General features: G+C 44.4%; 13 protein-coding genes. 9 read left to right on the top strand and 4 right to left on the bottom strand.

Annotated elements, in window-relative coordinates; genetic code table 11:
* Positions 1-95: 95 nt before the first annotated feature.
* Together J2S25_RS10710 and J2S25_RS10705 are read right to left on the bottom strand one after the other, a co-directional pair.
* Positions 96-299 (bottom strand): YbdD/YjiX family protein, encoded by a 204-nt coding sequence (locus tag J2S25_RS10710; RefSeq protein WP_044390938.1) that lies wholly within the window; start codon positions 297-299, stop codon positions 96-98.
* Positions 292-2,367 carry a carbon starvation CstA family protein gene (locus J2S25_RS10705; protein WP_044390940.1) on the bottom strand — a complete coding sequence of 692 codons (2,076 nt, stop codon included), beginning with the start codon at positions 2,365-2,367 and terminating at the stop codon, positions 292-294. The genes J2S25_RS10710 and J2S25_RS10705 overlap by 8 nt, the downstream gene beginning before the upstream one ends.
* Positions 2,368-2,527: 160 nt before the next feature.
* Here J2S25_RS10705 and J2S25_RS10700 point away from each other — a divergent pair, with 160 nt between their 5' ends.
* The 3 genes from J2S25_RS10700 to J2S25_RS10690 all read left to right on the top strand — a co-directional run bounded on the left by J2S25_RS10700 (position 2,528) and on the right by J2S25_RS10690 (position 5,095).
* Entirely contained in the window at positions 2,528-3,244 is a 717-nt protein-coding gene (locus J2S25_RS10700; RefSeq protein ID WP_307191854.1) for an MBL fold metallo-hydrolase, read from the top strand.
* Between the two features lie 3 nt (positions 3,245-3,247).
* On the top strand, positions 3,248-3,823 hold the full coding sequence (locus tag J2S25_RS10695) for a TetR/AcrR family transcriptional regulator (protein WP_307191853.1): 576 nt from the start codon (positions 3,248-3,250) through the stop codon (positions 3,821-3,823).
* An 81-nt stretch (positions 3,824-3,904) separates the two neighbouring features.
* Positions 3,905-5,095, top strand: coding sequence for a M14 family metallopeptidase (locus J2S25_RS10690; protein WP_307191852.1), 1,191 nt, complete (start codon positions 3,905-3,907; stop codon positions 5,093-5,095).
* Between the two features lie 152 nt (positions 5,096-5,247).
* Here the strand turns inward: J2S25_RS10690 and J2S25_RS10685 are convergent, their stop codons facing one another.
* Together J2S25_RS10685 and J2S25_RS10680 are read right to left on the bottom strand one after the other, a co-directional pair.
* Entirely contained in the window at positions 5,248-7,626 is a 2,379-nt protein-coding gene (locus tag J2S25_RS10685; protein WP_307191851.1) for a M14 family zinc carboxypeptidase, read from the bottom strand.
* 192 nt (positions 7,627-7,818) lie between these two features.
* Positions 7,819-8,178, bottom strand: coding sequence for a DUF948 domain-containing protein (locus J2S25_RS10680; RefSeq protein ID WP_307191850.1), 360 nt, complete (start codon positions 8,176-8,178; stop codon positions 7,819-7,821).
* Between the two features lie 422 nt (positions 8,179-8,600).
* Here J2S25_RS10680 and J2S25_RS10675 point away from each other — a divergent pair, with 422 nt between their 5' ends.
* The 6 genes from J2S25_RS10675 (at position 8,601) to J2S25_RS10650 (ending at position 16,903) form a co-directional block, all read left to right on the top strand.
* Positions 8,601-9,518 (top strand): DMT family transporter, encoded by a 918-nt coding sequence (locus J2S25_RS10675; protein ID WP_128721476.1) that lies wholly within the window; start codon positions 8,601-8,603, stop codon positions 9,516-9,518.
* 176 nt (positions 9,519-9,694) lie between these two features.
* Complete coding sequence (locus J2S25_RS10670) at positions 9,695-10,462, top strand: 3-hydroxyacyl-CoA dehydrogenase (protein WP_307191849.1); 768 nt, start codon at positions 9,695-9,697, stop codon at positions 10,460-10,462.
* Between the two features lie 121 nt (positions 10,463-10,583).
* Positions 10,584-12,620: a sigma-54-dependent Fis family transcriptional regulator gene (locus J2S25_RS10665; protein ID WP_307191848.1), complete on the top strand. Its 2,037-nt coding sequence runs from the start codon at positions 10,584-10,586 to the stop codon at positions 12,618-12,620.
* A 424-nt stretch (positions 12,621-13,044) separates the two neighbouring features.
* Positions 13,045-14,556 (top strand): class I adenylate-forming enzyme family protein, encoded by a 1,512-nt coding sequence (locus tag J2S25_RS10660; RefSeq protein WP_307191847.1) that lies wholly within the window; start codon positions 13,045-13,047, stop codon positions 14,554-14,556.
* Positions 14,557-14,571: 15 nt separating this feature from the next.
* Positions 14,572-15,717 (top strand): acyl-CoA dehydrogenase family protein, encoded by a 1,146-nt coding sequence (locus J2S25_RS10655; RefSeq protein WP_307191846.1) that lies wholly within the window; start codon positions 14,572-14,574, stop codon positions 15,715-15,717.
* 31 nt (positions 15,718-15,748) lie between these two features.
* Positions 15,749-16,903: a thiolase family protein gene (locus tag J2S25_RS10650; protein ID WP_307191845.1), complete on the top strand. Its 1,155-nt coding sequence runs from the start codon at positions 15,749-15,751 to the stop codon at positions 16,901-16,903.
* Positions 16,904-16,996: the final 93 nt, after the last annotated feature.

Genomic DNA, 16,996 nt, shown 5'->3' with positions numbered 1-16,996 from the left:
AAAGCCTGCAGCGTTTATCACACTGCAGGCTTTGTTTTTTTTATAGGTAGGCATCGCTTGTTCGAGGCTGACCAAGGCGCCCTGAGCTTTCTTTATCAGCAGCAGCGCGAAATTTTACCGCCTTTGCCGCTGTATCTTGACTCCTGTGCTTCACAGAAGAATTCTTTTCTTGATTTCACTGGTCCATTTGGATGGTGGTGCGACATGTGATCAACATATTTTTCGTAACTTGGCATACCTACAAGCAGGCTGATAAATTGTTTTCTGTATCGAAGCATGCTTTTCACGATTTTAAGCATAATGTTTCAGGTCTCCTTCATTCCGTGGGATATAAGGATCCTCATGGAGTTCATACTTCTGGTTTGTCAAAACCTTGATCCAAATCCGAATTGCCGAAATCAATACTGTGATAACAACGATCATGAAAAATGCCGTTAAACCAGCATCAATATAATCGTTTAGCATTACTTGCTTCATTTCTCCAATAGAGGCTGCAGGTGCGAGAATTTTGCCGCTATCCAGTGCCTCTTTAATCACTTTAGAGTGGGCAAGGAATCCGATTTTCGGATTTTCATGGAACAGCTTTTGCCAGCCAGCTGTCATCGTCACGATCAAAATCCAGGTAGTCGGAATAAGAGTAACCCACACATAAGCTTTTTTCCCCATTTTATACAGAATAGTCGTTCCTAATAACAGGGCAATTGCTGCGAGCATCTGATTGGCAATTCCGAATAGCGGCCAGAGTGTGTTGATTCCACCGAGAGGGTCAATGACACCCTGGTATAGGAAATAGCCCCAGCCTACTACACAAAGAGTCGTAGCAATGATATTAGGGATTAATGAATCAGTTCTGGCAAATGGTTTGTAAGCAGTTCCGATGATATCCTGAATCATAAAACGGCCAACACGGGTTCCTGCATCAACCGTCGTCAAAATGAACAATGCTTCAAAAAGGATGGCGAAATGATACCAGAAAGCCATCAAGGATGTACCACCAATAATTTTTGAGAAGATAAACGCCATTCCGATGGCAAGAGTTGGCGCTCCGCCAGTACGGGAAAGGATGCTCTCTTCTCCCACATCATTTGCAATTTTTGAAATATCGTCTGGTGTGATTGTAAAACCCCAGCTGGAAACAGTTTGTGCTGCTTGGATGACATCTGTTCCAATCACTGCAGGGGGACTGTTGATAGCAAAGTAAATCCCTGGTGTAAGAACAGAAGCAGCAATCATCGCCATAATAGCGACAAATGATTCCGTTAGCATCGCCCCAAAACCGATCGGCTGTGCGTGTGACTCTGTCTCAATCATTTTAGGTGTTGTGCCCGATGATATTAGGGCATGAAATCCGGATACAGCACCGCAGGCAATCGTAATAAATAAGAAAGGAAACATACTGCCTGAAAATACCGGTCCAGTTCCATCGACAAATTGAGTTACAGGTGGCATAGCGAGATCTGGTGCCACAATGAGAATACCGATTGCAAGCGCTAAGATCGTCCCCACCTTAAGGAATGTACTTAAATAATCACGAGGAGCAAGCAGCATCCAAACAGGCAATACCGAAGCCACAAAACCATAGATAATCATCATGATGGCAATCGTTTTGCCATCAAAAGTGAACATGGCTGCCAAAGCTGGAGTCTCCGCAACGGTTTGTCCGTACATAATCGAGAAGAGCAGCAGGACGACGCCAATTGCAGATGCTTCCCCAACACGGCCCGGACGTATATATCTCATATAGAAGCCCATGAACACAGCAATCGGGATGGTTGCCGCAATCGTGAACATTCCCCACGGACTTCCTGTGAGCGCTTTCACTACAACTAATGCTAATACTGCTATTAAAATAATCATAATTCCTAGTATTCCGATCATTGCGATAAAGCCTGTTACTTTTCCTATCTCATCCTTAATCATTTCACCAAGCGATTTGCCATTCCTGCGCATGGACCCGAATAGGATGATAAAATCCTGGACTGCTCCAGCTAAAACAACTCCGACAATAATCCAGAGTGTTCCTGGCAAATACCCCATCTGGGCTGCGAGAATTGGCCCTACAAGCGGACCTGCCCCAGCAATTGCCGCAAAATGGTGCCCAAAGAGAACCCATTTGTTAGTTGGTACATAGTCTTTTCCATCATTATGGATTTCCGCGGGAGTTTTCCTGTTGTCATCAAGCTCGAATACCTTCCTTGCCATGAATCGACTATAAAAACGGTAAGCGATTGCATAAACACTGACTGCTGCAGTCAATAGCCAAATGGCGTTGACGCTTTCTCCGCTGTTCAAAGCTATAACGGCAAAAGCGATGGCACCGAGAGCAGAGACTAAACCCCAAATAATGATTGATTTGATTGCTTTCAACTTTCTCCCCACCTTTTCTTTGATATGATCACATTATATTTTATAATTACAAATTTTTAAACAAAAAAAATTATTTAGCAGGAATAAAAAACCATTGATTTAACTAATATCATTAGTTAAAATAAAACTAACGATAGTAGTTTAAATTGGAGGGTTCCGAATGAGGATCATAAAAGAAGGCTTTTTGTATCAGTTAACATTCATGCCAAGAGTTTTTCCAGTGAATTGTTATTTTATTGAGGAAGAGGAAGGGCTGACCTTAATTGATGCCGCGTTGCCAAACAGTGCCAAACCAATAATTCATGCAGCAGAACAAATTGGGAAACCAATCAATCGAATTGTTTTAACCCATGCTCACAGCGACCATATTGGAGCACTTGTGGAATTGAAGAAAAAGCTGGATGTCCCGGTTTATCTATCTGTACGTGATTCACGCCTTCTTGCCGGTGATACCTCACTAGACCCATCTGAACCTCAGACTCCGATTCGCGGAGGAGTACCGAAGAACATCAAAATAAAACCAGATGTGGTCCTAACGGAAGGGGATGAAATCGGCTCGTTAGTCGCATTTGAAACACCAGGACATACACCAGGATCGATGGCTTTTCTGGACAAAAGAACCCATTCTCTAATTACAGGTGACGCCTTCCAAACTAGAGGGGAAACAGCTGTATCTGGGGTGATAGTACCATGGTTTCCTTTTCCGGCGATGGCTACTTGGAACAGGAAACTAGCATTGCAAAGCGCAAAAAAAATTCTCGGGATAAAACCAACAATTCTGGCTGTAGGTCATGGGGAATTGCTTCGTGAACCTGTCACTCACATAGAGAAAGCTATCCGAAAGGCAGATGCAATTTTACAAAAGAATGGAGCGTAGGAAATGTCACCAAGGCCAAAAATTGCCCTCGATAAACAAACTATTGTAATAGCAGCAGCACAGCTTGCGAATGAGCAGGGAAGTGATCGCGTAACGCTTGCATTGCTGGCAAAGAAGCTTAATATCAAACCACCATCGTTATATAACCATTTTAATGGCCTGCCAGGACTTAAAAGAGAGCTTGCCCTGTTTTCACTTGAAAAACTGTATAACGAACTTGAGGCAGAAGCATTGGAAAAGTCTCCCGGGGAGGAATCAGTTCTGGCGATAACAGACGCTTATTTAGCTTTTGCCAGGGAAAATCCTGGTCTTTATGAATTTGCTTTGTCAGCTCCTGACCCTTCTGATGAAAAAGTCAATCATGCTAGGGAGAAAATTGTCACGCTTGTCCTATCCAAAATCAAGCCTTTTCATTTCTCAGACGTGGAAGCGATTCATGCAGTGCGAGGATTAAGAAGTTTAATGCATGGTTTCGCTTCTCTCGAGCAAAAAGGTGGCTTTGGAATGCCCTTTGATATTAATGAAAGCTATAGGCTGGCGGTACAGACCTTTTTCCGTGGCATGAAAAAATCAGGTTAATTTTCATCTTCTGAAATAGTTTCAATGGGTACTCACATACATATGTATAGATGCTACTTTTAAAAGAACAGGAGGCGCGCTATGGATATATATGTGAGAAGAGGAGAATCATTTTGGTATTTCAGCAACCTTTTCAATATCCCGCTTCAGTTGATCATAGATTCCAACCGCGATGTCGATCCGAACGCACTGACTGTGGGCCAGGCTGTAAAGATTCCCGGTTATGCTGCCGTTGATTACCGAATCCGTGCGGGCGATACGCTCTGGCAGATTGCCCAGAGCAGAAATATCCATTTGGATGCTCTCGTGTTGGCCAATCGAAATAGTAACCCTAATCAACTGTACATTGGCCAGATGATCAAAGTTCCTACAAGGATTACCTGGAGGATTGTCCAGGGAAAGAAGAGCTACGATTCCCGATCTTTCATGAATGATGTAAGGCGCTTGGAAAGTATCTATCCATTTATGAAAGTGCCGTCCATCGGCAATTCTGTTTTAGGAAAAAGAATTCCTGAAGCCCAAATTGGCAATGGAAATAAAAAGGTCCATTATAATGGAGCATTCCATGCGAATGAATGGATCACTACTCCCATCCTCATGACGTTCATTAATGATTATCTCCTGGCGCTGACAAACCATTCCTCGATACGAGGGCTGTCCATGCTGAACTTATACACCCAGACGGCTTTGTCGATTGTCCCGATGGTCAACCCCGATGGAGTCGACTTGGTTCTTAATGGTCCCCCTGAAGAGGAGCCATGGAATGAAAGGGTAGTAGAATGGAATAAAGGCAGCATCGACTTCAGTGACTGGAAGGCGAACATAAGAGGAGTGGACCTGAATGATCAATTTCCGGCGGAATGGGAACGGGAAAAAGCAAGAAATCCAACCGAGCCTGGTCCGAGGGATTATGTAGGAGAAAAGCCATTATCGGAGCCGGAAGCAATCGCTATGGCAGAACTGACACGCAAGCGCGATTTCTCGAGAGTGCTTGCTTTCCATACTCAGGGAAAAGTCATCTACTGGGGATTTGAAAACCTTGAGCCGCCTGAATCGGAGGCAATCGTTCAAGAATTTGCCAGGGTAAGCGGCTACCAGCCGGTAAAATCAATCGAAAGCTATGCTGGATACAAAGACTGGTTCATCCAAGATTGGCGCCGGCCAGGCTTCACAGTCGAACTCGGTTTCGGCATTAACCCGTTGCCACTGTCTCAATTTGATGAGATCTATGAGGAAGCCCTGGGGATTTTCTTGGCAGGACTTTATATGTAAAGAAGGAGATTACCTGAAAAGGGGGATATAGTGAGCAGCGAAAAGCCCATTAGTAGCTCCCGACTCATAAATCGAGATCCAAAAGAAAAGGCATTTTCTGCTCTTGAAAAAAATTAGAAGCATCGGGCAATGGCCACGATGCTTCTACCAATTTATTTTTCGAAAATACTGTTGGACAGGAGACGGAAGAGATAGTCTGTGTGATCGCGAAAACCTGCTTCAAGGCCAATTAACGTCACATCTTTATCCTGTTCTTTTACAATCACAGCTTTTCCTTGCGCGGCAATATTGTTTTTCCAGTGTCCGGCAACAAAGAAGTCTGAGTTGTCGTCAAAAGTTGCAGAAACCTCATCGTTGCCTGTGTTTTCATACCAAACAGGTCGATAGACGAAGCCAAAATCGTCTGAGATGTAGCCGGCAGTTACCCCTTCTCCCTGGTAATCAACTTTAGCTATACCGTTGCTGTTGTAATCTCCGACAACAACAGTGTTATCTGTAAGACCTAACGTCTTCGTCGCATTCGATGCACCAGCACCAACTGCGATATATTTTCCACCGCTATTTAAGAACTCGTCTACATTAGCTTTGAAGCCATCAAACTGTGCTGGATTTTGGAAACCAAATTCTTTATTGCCAGCACGTGACTGGGTCCTGGCAATCAAGCTTTCCGTGCCGCTGTAAACAAATACATCAAAGCTGGAAAGACCTTGTTCTGCAACTTCTGCAGGAGATACTTCAGTAACAGCGAAGCCAAGGCGTTTGAGTGCGAGTTTTGTACCCGAGTGAGATTGGACCTTATTCATCCCGCCATCCTTTAAAATCGCAACCTTCATGCTTGCAACTTCAACGGCTTCGGCAGGCACCTTTGCTGATTCAATGTGCAGTCCGGATTGTTTGACTGTTGCTGAAATTGTGTTAGCGGCTGCTTCTGTATAAAAATTGCCTTTCTTATCACGTTTAACGTTGACTCCCTGAAGAAGGAGTGTATTCACCAGGTTGACAGCTTTCACGGAACTGTTTGGAATCAGGAATGGCCCTTTGCCGCTGACGCTGCCCTGGCTCTGTACTTGGTTCACTTTCGTCGCTGTTACTTCGAAATCACTCAGGACCGCAATCGCCTCGAAGCCCCAAAGTTCCGGCAGACTCCATGCTGAAATATCATACATCGCATCAACCTCTTCCGTGATGTCCTCGCCATCCCACAGCATCGTATTGGCAAGACCGGCCTTTGCCTGGTCCATTTTTACAATATATGTGCCTTTAGGATAAGATTGGCCGCCGGCTGTAAAATCCTTTGAAGCCTGGACAACTTCAATATCGTTTTTCTGCAAATGATTAACTGCCTTATGAGTTACCGTTGGATCTTTAGGATCAAGAGGCAGAACGTAGGCAGAAGGGAAGAATCCTTCATCATGGAATGGGTGGTCAAAATTGATGCCGCGCCTGAACATCTCGATTTGGTCTTTGATCATTTCCTGCTTGTTATCCGTCGCATTTTTCAGCGCGCCCATGATGGCGTCATACATCCAGCGAACCCCGTCCATGTCATTCGTAGGTGTTTCAAGCGTATGACCATATGCACCATGGTACATAGCATACATTGGCGTAAAGATTGGCGGGTAATCATCCCAGCCCTCCGCGTCATCACGCTGAGGAATGTAGGTTCCTTCCATTGACTGATACAGGCTGCCGGTAAAGCTTCCCTTATTGGACATGATTTCGGTTTCCATCGCTTCTGCCTGGTCCATTGCCCACTTTTCATAAAGGTCATATTCGTAATTTGGATTATGGGGGACAGTACATGGTTCAATTAGCCCCTGCTTGTTCGGTGCATAATTTTTCACATAGCCATGTGTATCAAGGAAGACCATTGGATTCCACTCTTTGATCAGTGCAACGGTTTCCTGTGTTTCCGGCTGTGACTGGGTGATGAAGTCACGGTTTAAATCAATTCCTTCTCCGTTGAATCGGGTAGCATTGATGCGCCCGTCAGGATTCTGAACGACATTGAAAATCAGAATATTATTCTCCAGAATTTCTTTCGTTGTCTCATCATTGTCAAATGAAAATCGTTCAATCAACTGAATGATCGCGTCACTGCCAACAAACTCAGTTCCATGGATCGAGCCATTGATCATGACAGGTACCTTGAAATCCGGATTGTTTGCAATCCAGTCCTGTGCTTTGTCAGGATTGTTGAACATCTGCTTTCTTAAAGCCTGAATTTTACCGAACTTGCCCTGGGAATCTGGAGAAGCAATTGTCACGACATAAAGGGGTTGTCCTGTTGATGACTGACCTTTCACTTCAACCTTAACTCTGTTGGATTGCTTTTCTATTTCAGTAAGTTTTACGCCAATTTCTGAGAACTTCATAAAATCATAGTTTTCACTGTTGAATAGACTTCCATCCTGCTCTTCGTATGTATTTACATAATTCCATTTTAACGATTCAGCAAGTGCCGGTGTCCAGGGGGAAGCAGCGAGCAAACTAGCAACGACTATTCCAGAGATTATTTTTTTATGCTTCATCGATTTATCCTCCAAAAAAGTATTTGTATATTTATACATAATAATAAATAAATATTATTTCTACAATCATACAAAATTCCTATATTAGCTTGAGGAATAAATCCTATAATTCTTGAAAATTTAGATGTTGGTAATAAATTGAAAAAGGAGATAGGTAAATAGTCATTAAAAAAAAGGGGACAGAGCCCCTGTTTATAGTAGTTGCATTGTCCGCTTACGTTTCCATTTTCTTGCTTTATTTTTTTGTTCAAGTTCCGCAACTGGCTTTGCAACCAATGCATTTTTGAATTCAACGGGTGTTTGTTTTATGGAAAAGACAACCGTATTGACAGCTTTCTTTTTCTTTTCAAAATTAGTCATTAGCTTTTGCTGTTTAAACTTAAGTGAATCTGTCTCTTCTATGATCGCATTCGTTTTGTTCTGGACACGGGTAACTGTCTCTTGAAGGCTATCAATCGTAGGTTTGGCATCTTTAAATGTTTTATAAGCTACATAACCAAGATACCCAATAGCTGCCAAGATTACAGCGATGCTAATATAAACAATGAACACAGAATCAGCCTCCTTTCCATTGCAAGATTTACCTATTTATACCCTTCTTCAGCAAAGAATAACAAATTTTAGCCGGAAGAGTAGTTTTAGGAACGATCCTGTTCTGCCTGATTGAGGCAAGAGAAAAAATTGTGTATCGCCAATAAAGTTGTGAAAATCGCCAATAAAATATATCATCATAGTCAATATCGCCAGAATGGAGACTGAACTAAGAAGAATCGCATTCGTAAACGATCGCTTTCGGGAAGAAAAGTTCGCCAGACTTTTTGAAGAAGCGAAAGTAGCAAGCACTCGCTCCTCGGCATTTTTTTCCTCAGCATCGAACTCCCCAGCACCTTCTTTCGCGACAGTTTTTTGCTCTTGCCCTTTTTTCAAAAAAGAGTAGAATGGAAATTATCGTTTAAATGAAGGAAGGAAACATCGTGAAAAATTCGAAAATCTACCTGATTCTGATCGGTATCATGTTCCTGTGGGGATTGAATGTGTCCGCACTTAAAGTAATAGTAGGGAATTTTCCGCCGATTACGATAACCGCGCTTCGCGTATTCACGGCCGGAGTCTCGGTGTTTATCATTCTCCTTTTTTTAAAAAAAATTCGCCTGCCATCAAGAAAAGAATGGAAATATATTATCGGTGGCAGCATCCTAAACGTAACCGGCCATCATCTGTTCCTGGGAATTGGATTGAACGTTACCTCGGCAGTTAATGGTGGTTTGATCCTTGGTTTAGGTCCGTTGTTAACCGCATTGATGGCTATTTTATTTCTCGGAAAAAAACTGACGTTTGTCCGGACTCTGGGATTTATTTTTGGAGGAATCGGGGTCTCCCTGACTGTTCTTGCAGGGGATACCAGCCTGTCAGGCATGTCAATCGGTGACTTTTATGTGTTTCTAGCGATTGTTTCACAAGCGATCAGCTTCATTATTATATCTAAAGCAGCGAAAACACTAGATCCTCGTCTGTTGACTGGCTATATGCTAGTCATCGGCTCGATTTTGTTGTTGTTGATCGGATTATGGAAGGAACCTGAAGGATTGGCGAGCCTAGGAAATGCTTCTGTCGGAATGTGGAGCATATTTTTCGCGTCGGCAATTTTTGCCACTGCAGTTGGGCACATGCTCTACAATTATGCGATAGGCCAGACCGGACCTGCAGAAGCGTCCATCTTTCTGAACTTGAATACATTCCTATCCATCCTGTTCGCAGGAATCTTCCTTGGCGAGCGGATCACATCCTCCCATATGCTCGGACTAATCTTCATCGTCGCAGGTGTCATCTTCGGATCAGGAGCACTTGAGGAACTGATGCTAAAAAACAGAGCGAAACGAAATGCAGCTTAATAGTAGAAACGGGCAGGGCTTCGGCTCTGCTTTTTGCAATGTGTCCATTCTCCAATGAAAACTGTCCGGATTTTGGACAGTTCCCCCTCTTAGTAGCTTTATTTTCCTGAAAAAATCCTTGGCATGATTCTTGCTTTCTATAAAAAGATAACTTTATAAAAGTGAGGTCAGGAAAAATGAAAATGAGCGAGATAAAAGCAATGGTGACTGGAGGCGCATCCGGGTTAGGGGAAGCGACGGTGCAAAGGATTGTCGAGCAAGGGGGAAAAGCGGCCATTCTGGATTTATCTGTTGAACGCGGTGAAGCTCAAGTGCAACAAATGGGAGAGAATGTTCTTTTTATCAAAACGGATGTGACGAGTGAGGAAGAAGTTAGGAATGCCGTTCATAAAGCAAGCGAGTCATTCGGTTCGATCAACACGGTTGTAAACTGTGCCGGGATCGGCGTTGCCGGAAAGCTGCTATCAAGAAAAGGCGTTCACTCCCTGGAGATGTTTTCAAAGGTCATTTCCATCAACTTAATTGGAACCTTCAATGTCATCAGGCTTGCGTCCGAGCAAATAGCTCAAAATGACCGAAATGATGTTGGCGAGAGAGGAGTCATCATCAATACTGCATCCGTTGCCGCGTTCGACGGTCAGATCGGGCAAGCCGCATACAGCGCTTCAAAGGCTGGAGTGGTAGGCATGACGCTGCCAATCGCAAGGGAACTTGCTGGATACGGCATCAGAGTGATGACGATAGCACCCGGTCTATTCCATACGCCAATGTTCGATTTGCTTCCAGCTGAAGCAAGGGAAGCGCTCGGAAAAACGGTGCCTTTCCCGCAGCGCCTTGGCTACCCGGAGGAGTTTGCTCAGCTCGTTGAAAGTATTATGGTCAATCCGATGCTCAACGGCGAAACAATTCGTCTGGATGGAGCAATCAGAATGCAGCCGAAATGATCATGATATCAAAACCTGCTCTTCACCTGGGCAGGTTTTTTCATGATTAAAAAGTGAAGTTTTTCTCAAAGTGTAATATAATTAAAATATTCAGAAATTTTTAACGGGAGGAGGGAAAAGAATGCTGGAATTCAGGGACATCGTGACCCCTGTGGACTGTCTGGTGACAGAGACAACCACTTTGCAAGAAGCGGTCGAAATCTTCATGGAAAAGAAATGGAATCTCCTACCCGTTACGGATCTTGAAAGGAATCTGCTTGGCGTTTTTACTCGCAGCGGTTTGTATCAAATGATCCTTGAAGGCAACCCCCTTGAAACGGCTATCCAACCATATATAAAGAAGGAAGCGCGATCGATTCGAATCGATACTCCTTATAATGAGATCGAGCAAGCGGTAAAAACAAGCCTGGTAGGTACTGGTGTAGTGCTGGATGAACAGGATAAGGTCATCGGTTTGCTAACGAAGACCGAAATGGTGCTCGCACTGCTAAAATCTGCGAATACTCTTAAGGAACAATTGGAAACAATCCTTCAACACTCCAATATCGGTGTGCTCATGACGGACGGCAGCCAGCAGATGATTTATGCGAATGAAGCGTTTGCGAAAATCAGCGGACGGACTGTTGCTTCCATTATGTCCCGGAAGCTCGGCGATATTTTTCCTGGATTGCTGAATGGAGATGACATGCCTCATCATTATGAAAAATTCAAATCAATTCTCCATGTTTCTTCCTATGAAACAGTGAATCATGAAGAAGGGAAAATCCTATTATTCCAGGATATATCCGAACTTGAAAAGATGGCAGAAGAACTAGAGACGGTCAAAAAACTCAAACTGACAATCGAAACGACACTGGAGTATGCATATGATGGAATCTTGATGACAGATGAAAAGAATAGAATCACCATGGTCAGTCCGCCTATGCTCGAACTGTTCAGCCTGGAAAAAAATGAAGTGCTGCACAAACCAGTCGAGCAAGTACTCCCGCAACTGAAGCTTGGCAATGTGTTCCAGTCGGAAATGGCGGAAGTCAGCGATTTTAACGAGATGAACGGAATTCGATATATTGTCAACCGAATTCCTATTAAAAAGGATGGCAAGGTGATTGGAGCAATTGGAAAAGTGATGTTTCGCCAGTTGAATGAGGTTAGCGAGTTGTTCAAGCGACTTCAAAAGGCGGAAAACAAGGCAAGCTTTTTTCATGAGCAGCTGCAGAAATCAGAATCGGCGAGGTTCACATGGGATCATATTTTCAGCAAGGATCCTTACATGGAAAAATTAAAGAAAAGTGCAGCAAAAGCAGCGAAAGGCAGATCCACTGTACTAATCAGGGGGGAAAGTGGTACAGGAAAGGAATTATTCGCGCATGCCATCCATAACAGCAGTGCCCGCAGTGAAAGGAAGTTTATTGTCGTCAATTGTGCAGCCATCCCAGAGGATCTGTTGGAATCAGAGTTTTTCGGTTATGAAGAAGGCGCCTTTACAGGGGCAAAACTGCGCGGCAAAATCGGCAAGTTTGATCTTGCGAATGGTGGGACGCTATTCCTTGATGAAATCGGCGATATGTCCCTGTCGCTTCAGGCAAAGCTGCTAAGAGTTCTGCAGGAACGGGAATTTTACAGGGTGGGTGGAAACGTGCGGGTGAAGGTCGATGTCCGTATCATTGCAGCTACAAACCGAAACCTGGAAGAGATGGTGAGACAGGGGAAATTTAGAGAGGACTTATATTATCGCTTGAATGTTATTTCGCTGAATATTCCGCCGCTGAGGGATCGTGTTCAAGATGTTGAATATTTAATTATGGAATTAATGAAGGAGTTGAATTCGATGCTTGGTACGAGCATCACAGGCATTGCTTCTTCGGCAAAAACTGCACTCCTTCGCTACGAGTGGCCGGGCAATGTGCGTGAATTGCGGAACGTCCTAGAACGCGCCATGACCTTTGCCGAGCATGGAAAAATACAGGCAGAGGACCTGCCGGATTACTTGCTTTCTCCACTTATCAAACAAATCAGCCTTGCAGAAGATGCTGAGCTTGGTGCGATCAGAAAGGCACTCTCCCAGACAAATGGCAACAAAGCAAAGGCAGCAAAACTATTGGGGATCAGCCGTTCAGGATTGTATGAAAAAATAAAGAAATACCAGCTGAGCGTGTAAGGGGCTTTATGAAAGATTTTTCATCTTGATTATTGAGAGTTGTACCAAACTGGGAAAAACACGTGTTTTTTTCCAGTTCGCCAATAAATCCTGGAAATCGCCAATAAAATGAAAAAATCGCCAATAAAGTTGTGAACTCCGCCAATAAAATGAAAAAATCGCCAATAAAAATGGGAAATCGCCAATATTGCTTTTATTTCACGTCTGAATTAACACCAATCAATATTTTATAAGCAATTTTCCGTCGAGTTGAACCTTCTCACTATATGTCCAAACACAGTGTCCAATTTCTGGACACTATGCAGCACATTCTCGCCAATTCCTGCCAGGTTTCATCGCGTTTATCACTTTTTGAAAATTGGCATAATTATTGCATATAAAAACATGAATGCGCTTTCAGAAATAACCAAGGAGGAAATATTGTATGGATATCGGATCCTATTTAGCACAAAATGCTAGGAAAACACCGGAGAAGCTTGCGATCGAATGTGAGGGAAGGAGCTATACCTACAAGCAGTTTAACGAGGAAGTAAATAAGCTAGCCCATGGACTGCTCAGGATGGGAATGAGCAAAGGCGATAAAATTGCGTTAATGATGAAAAACTCCGATCAATTTGTGTTTGCATTTTTTGCAGGCGCGAAAATTGGAGCGGTTATCGTACCGGTAAACTTCCGTCTGACAGCCTCCGAGGTTCATTACATACTCGAACAGTCCGGTACAGTGCTGGTTATATGCGATGATGAGTATGAGGAAATCATCACTTCAGCACGTGAAGGAACAAATGTAGCGCATGTCATAACAGCTGGAACTTCCAAAACGGTTGGACATCATTCCTTTGCGAGTGTCCTTTCCACCGATGTCACCAATCCACAAATGGAGATCAGCGAAGACGATGATCTTGAAATCCTCTATACATCTGGGACAACCGGCAGGCCAAAAGGTGCCCTTTTTGACCATAAACGGGTCTTTAATGTTGGTCTGACGATGATGATCACCATGGGCATTAACCAGGAGGAACGAATCCTCCACATCGCCCCGCTGTTTCACTCGGCTCAGCTTAATTTATTCCTGGTGTCAGGCGTCGTACTTGGCGCAACCCATATCATCCATCGAGATTTCCACCCGGTGACTACTCTGCAGTCGATTCAAGAAGATAAAATTACCCACTTTTTTGGAGTCCCTGCCATGTATAACTTTATCCTTCAGGTGCCGAATGCAGCAGATTATGATCTTTCGTCGATTAAAAGATGTGGCTATGGCGCTGCCCCAATGGCGCCGGAGCTCGTCCGTAAGAGTATGGAACTATTCAGGACGGACCAGTTTTACAATCTTTGCGGTTTGACAGAAGCTGGCCCAGGCGGTATCCTGCTTGGTCCTGAAGGCCATAAACATCACCTTGGCAAAGGAGGAAAAGCGGCATTCCTGACTGAAGCGAGGGTTGTCGATGGAGAAGGAATAGACATCATACCTGGTGCAGTCGGGGAGTTCATCATCAAAGGGGAATCGATTATGAAAGAGTACTATAAGAAGCCGGAGGAAACGGCGAAAACAATCAAGGAAGGCTGGCTGTACACTGGTGACTTGGCAACGATCGATGAAAATGGATATATTACGCTAGTCGATCGGAAAAAAGACATGATTATTTCCGGTGGCGAAAATGTCTATTCGATTGAAGTCGAAGAAGTCCTCTATGAGCACCCCGCCGTTTTGGAGGCGGCTATAATCGGACTGCCGGATGAGGTATGGGGTGAAGCTGTCTGTGCAGTCATTGTGCCTAAAAAGGATGCAATGGTGGATGAGCAGGAGCTGAAGAGTTTTTGCCGCCAAAAACTTGCAGGCTATAAAATTCCGAGAAAAATATTTATCGAAGAAGCATTGCCTAGAAATGCTTCAGGTAAAATTTTAAAATACCAGCTTCGCCAGAAACTAGTTTGAGAGGGGAGAAGCAGGATGAAACACCCTTATTTAACGGATGACCATGAAATTTTTCGCAGGTCACTGAGAAAATTTTTAGAGAAAGAGGCATACCCTTTCTACGACCAATGGGAAGAGGAGCGGATGATTCCACGCTCCTTCTGGAGAAAAATGGGTGATCAAGGCTATCTCTGCCCTGATATTGACGAAGCATACGGAGGAAGCGAAGTAGACTGGGGCTTTGCAGTTATCATTAATGAAGAACTCGAGCGGGTAGGCTCAGGCCTTGTTGGCATTGGATTGCATAATGACATCGTAGTGCCTTATATCACGGCTTACGGGACAGAAGAGCAGAAAAAACGCTGGCTGCCGAAATGTGCGACGGGTGAAATCATTACCGCGATTGCGATGACAGAGCCGGGGGCAGGATCGGACCTGGCAAATATCCAGACGACAGCAGTCCTTAACGGTGATCACTATATTTTAAATGGACAAAAAACATTCATCACCAACGGAATCCAGTCTGATTTGGTAGTTGTAGCCTGTAAAACCGATCCAAAAGCAAACCCAAAGCATAAAGGAGTGAGCTTGCTTGTCGTTGAGCGGGACACACCAGGCTTTTCACGAGGAAGAAAACTGAATAAGGTAGGATTGCACTGCCAGGATACCGCAGAGCTCATTTTTGAGGATTGTTTGGTACCAAAGGAGAACTTGTTGGGGGAAGAAGGAAAAGGTTTTGTCTATTTAATGGAAAAGCTTCAGCAGGAACGACTTTTGGTTGCGATTGCTGCCCAGATAACATCGGAGGTCATGCTGAAGCAAACAATCGATTATGTCAAAAGCCGAGAAGCGTTTGGCAAACCGATCAGCAAATTTCAGAACACGCAGTTCAAGATTGTCGAGATGGCGACAGAAATAGAAATGGGCAGAGCTTTCCTCGACCAGCTGATTGCCGAGCATATCGAAGGAAAGGAGGTTGTCACAAAGGTTTCGATGGCAAAATGGAAGCTCACAGACAGCGCGAGGAAAATTTCCGCGGAATGCATGCAGCTGCATGGCGGTTATGGATATATGGAAGAATACGAGATTGCGAGAAGATTCCGTGATATTCCGGTTGCCAGCATCTATGCCGGAACAAACGAAATCATGAAAACCATCATTGCTAAAAATATGGGGTTATAGATAAAAAGATTTTTGGAAAGGAAGAGGAAACATGCGTGAAGTGGTAATCGTTGAAGCTGTTAGGACACCTGTCGGCAGGAGAAAAGGGTTGTTAAAGGATATCAGGTCGGATGAGCTAGCGGCACTAGTTTTGAAAGAGGTAGTCAAGCGGGCTGGCATCGACGCCGGTCTTGTCGAAGATGTCATTTTGGGGTGTGTGACACAGTCAGGAGAACAGGCCGGAGATATTGCCAGGGTAGCTGCCTTGACTGCCGGTTTCCCAATTGAAGTACCAGGAACAACAATAGACCGCCAGTGCGGGTCTAGTCAGCAGGCCGTCCATTTTGCTGCGCAGGCAATTCTTGCAGGGGATATGGATGTCGTCATTGCCGGCGGCGTTGAAAATATGACTCGAGTTCCAATGGGTTCCAATTACCAGGATGCCCACCCTTTTAGTTCTAAATTAAGAGAACAACACGAGATGATTCATCAGGGACTATCTGCAGAACGAATCGCAGAGAAATACGGTTTTACCCGCCAGGAGCTTGATGAATTCTCTGCTGAAAGTCACCGCCGTGCTTTGAAGGCGCAGGCCGAGGGTTATTTTAAAAAAGAAATCATGCCCCTTGAGGTAACACTTGAAAATGGGGAGACCACTTGGATGTCGGAGGATTCCGGCCCGCGGGAAGGAACGACACCAGAGGTATTGGCCGGGCTGAAAACGGTGTTTAAAGAGGATGGTGTCATCCATGCTGGGAACTCAAGCCAGATCAGTGACGGTGCAGGAGCACTGCTGTTGATGAACCGTGAAAAAGCAGAAGAGCTCGGCTTGAAACCGCGCTTTAAGGTCCATACAAGGGTAGTCGTAGGATCAGACCCGACACTGATGCTGTTAGGGCCGATTCCGGCAACAGAAAAGGTGCTCGAAAAAGCCGGATTGAAGCTGGAGGACATCGATGTATTCGAAGTCAATGAAGCCTTTGCACCTGTGCCAATGGCATGGCTGAAGGAAACTGGTGCGGATCCTGAAAAGCTCAATCCAAACGGCGGAGCAATTGCGCTCGGACACCCTCTTGGGGCAAGCGGCGCCCGCCTGATGATCTCGATGCTGCACGAGCTTGAACGGACTGGTGGCAGATATGGATTGCAAACGATGTGTGAAGGCCATGGCATGGCGAACGCAACCATTATCGAGCGGTTAGATTAGATTTTTCTATTGGTGACCGAAATCAGCGAAATGGAGAAAAAGAGGTCACCAATCGGAGTTCCATATACAGCGCATAAAATGACATTTCATTAG

The organism is Mesobacillus stamsii, assembly GCF_030814065.1.
GTDB classification, from domain to species: Bacteria; Bacillota; Bacilli; order Bacillales; family Cytobacillaceae; genus Mesobacillus; species Mesobacillus stamsii.
The sequence above is the reverse complement of the archived record's forward strand: the minus strand, read 5'-3'. Positions and strand labels throughout refer to the sequence as shown.

Excerpts from the sequence above, each read along its gene's own strand:
- J2S25_RS10685 (WP_307191851.1), bottom strand. The coding sequence starts at position 7,626 with ATGAAGCATAAAAAAATAATCTCTGGAATAGTCGTTGCTAGTTTGCTC.
- J2S25_RS10690 (WP_307191852.1), top strand. The coding sequence starts at position 3,905 with ATGGATATATATGTGAGAAGAGGAGAATCATTTTGGTATTTCAGCAAC.
- J2S25_RS10655 (WP_307191846.1), top strand. The coding sequence starts at position 14,572 with ATGAAACACCCTTATTTAACGGATGACCATGAAATTTTTCGCAGGTCA.
- J2S25_RS10650 (WP_307191845.1), top strand. The coding sequence starts at position 15,749 with ATGCGTGAAGTGGTAATCGTTGAAGCTGTTAGGACACCTGTCGGCAGG.
- J2S25_RS10670 (WP_307191849.1), top strand. The coding sequence starts at position 9,695 with ATGAAAATGAGCGAGATAAAAGCAATGGTGACTGGAGGCGCATCCGGG.
- J2S25_RS10710 (WP_044390938.1), bottom strand. The coding sequence starts at position 299 with ATGCTTAAAATCGTGAAAAGCATGCTTCGATACAGAAAACAATTTATC.
- J2S25_RS10695 (WP_307191853.1), top strand. The coding sequence starts at position 3,248 with ATGTCACCAAGGCCAAAAATTGCCCTCGATAAACAAACTATTGTAATA.
- J2S25_RS10665 (WP_307191848.1), top strand. The coding sequence starts at position 10,584 with ATGCTGGAATTCAGGGACATCGTGACCCCTGTGGACTGTCTGGTGACA.
- J2S25_RS10700 (WP_307191854.1), top strand. The coding sequence starts at position 2,528 with ATGAGGATCATAAAAGAAGGCTTTTTGTATCAGTTAACATTCATGCCA.
- J2S25_RS10660 (WP_307191847.1), top strand. The coding sequence starts at position 13,045 with ATGGATATCGGATCCTATTTAGCACAAAATGCTAGGAAAACACCGGAG.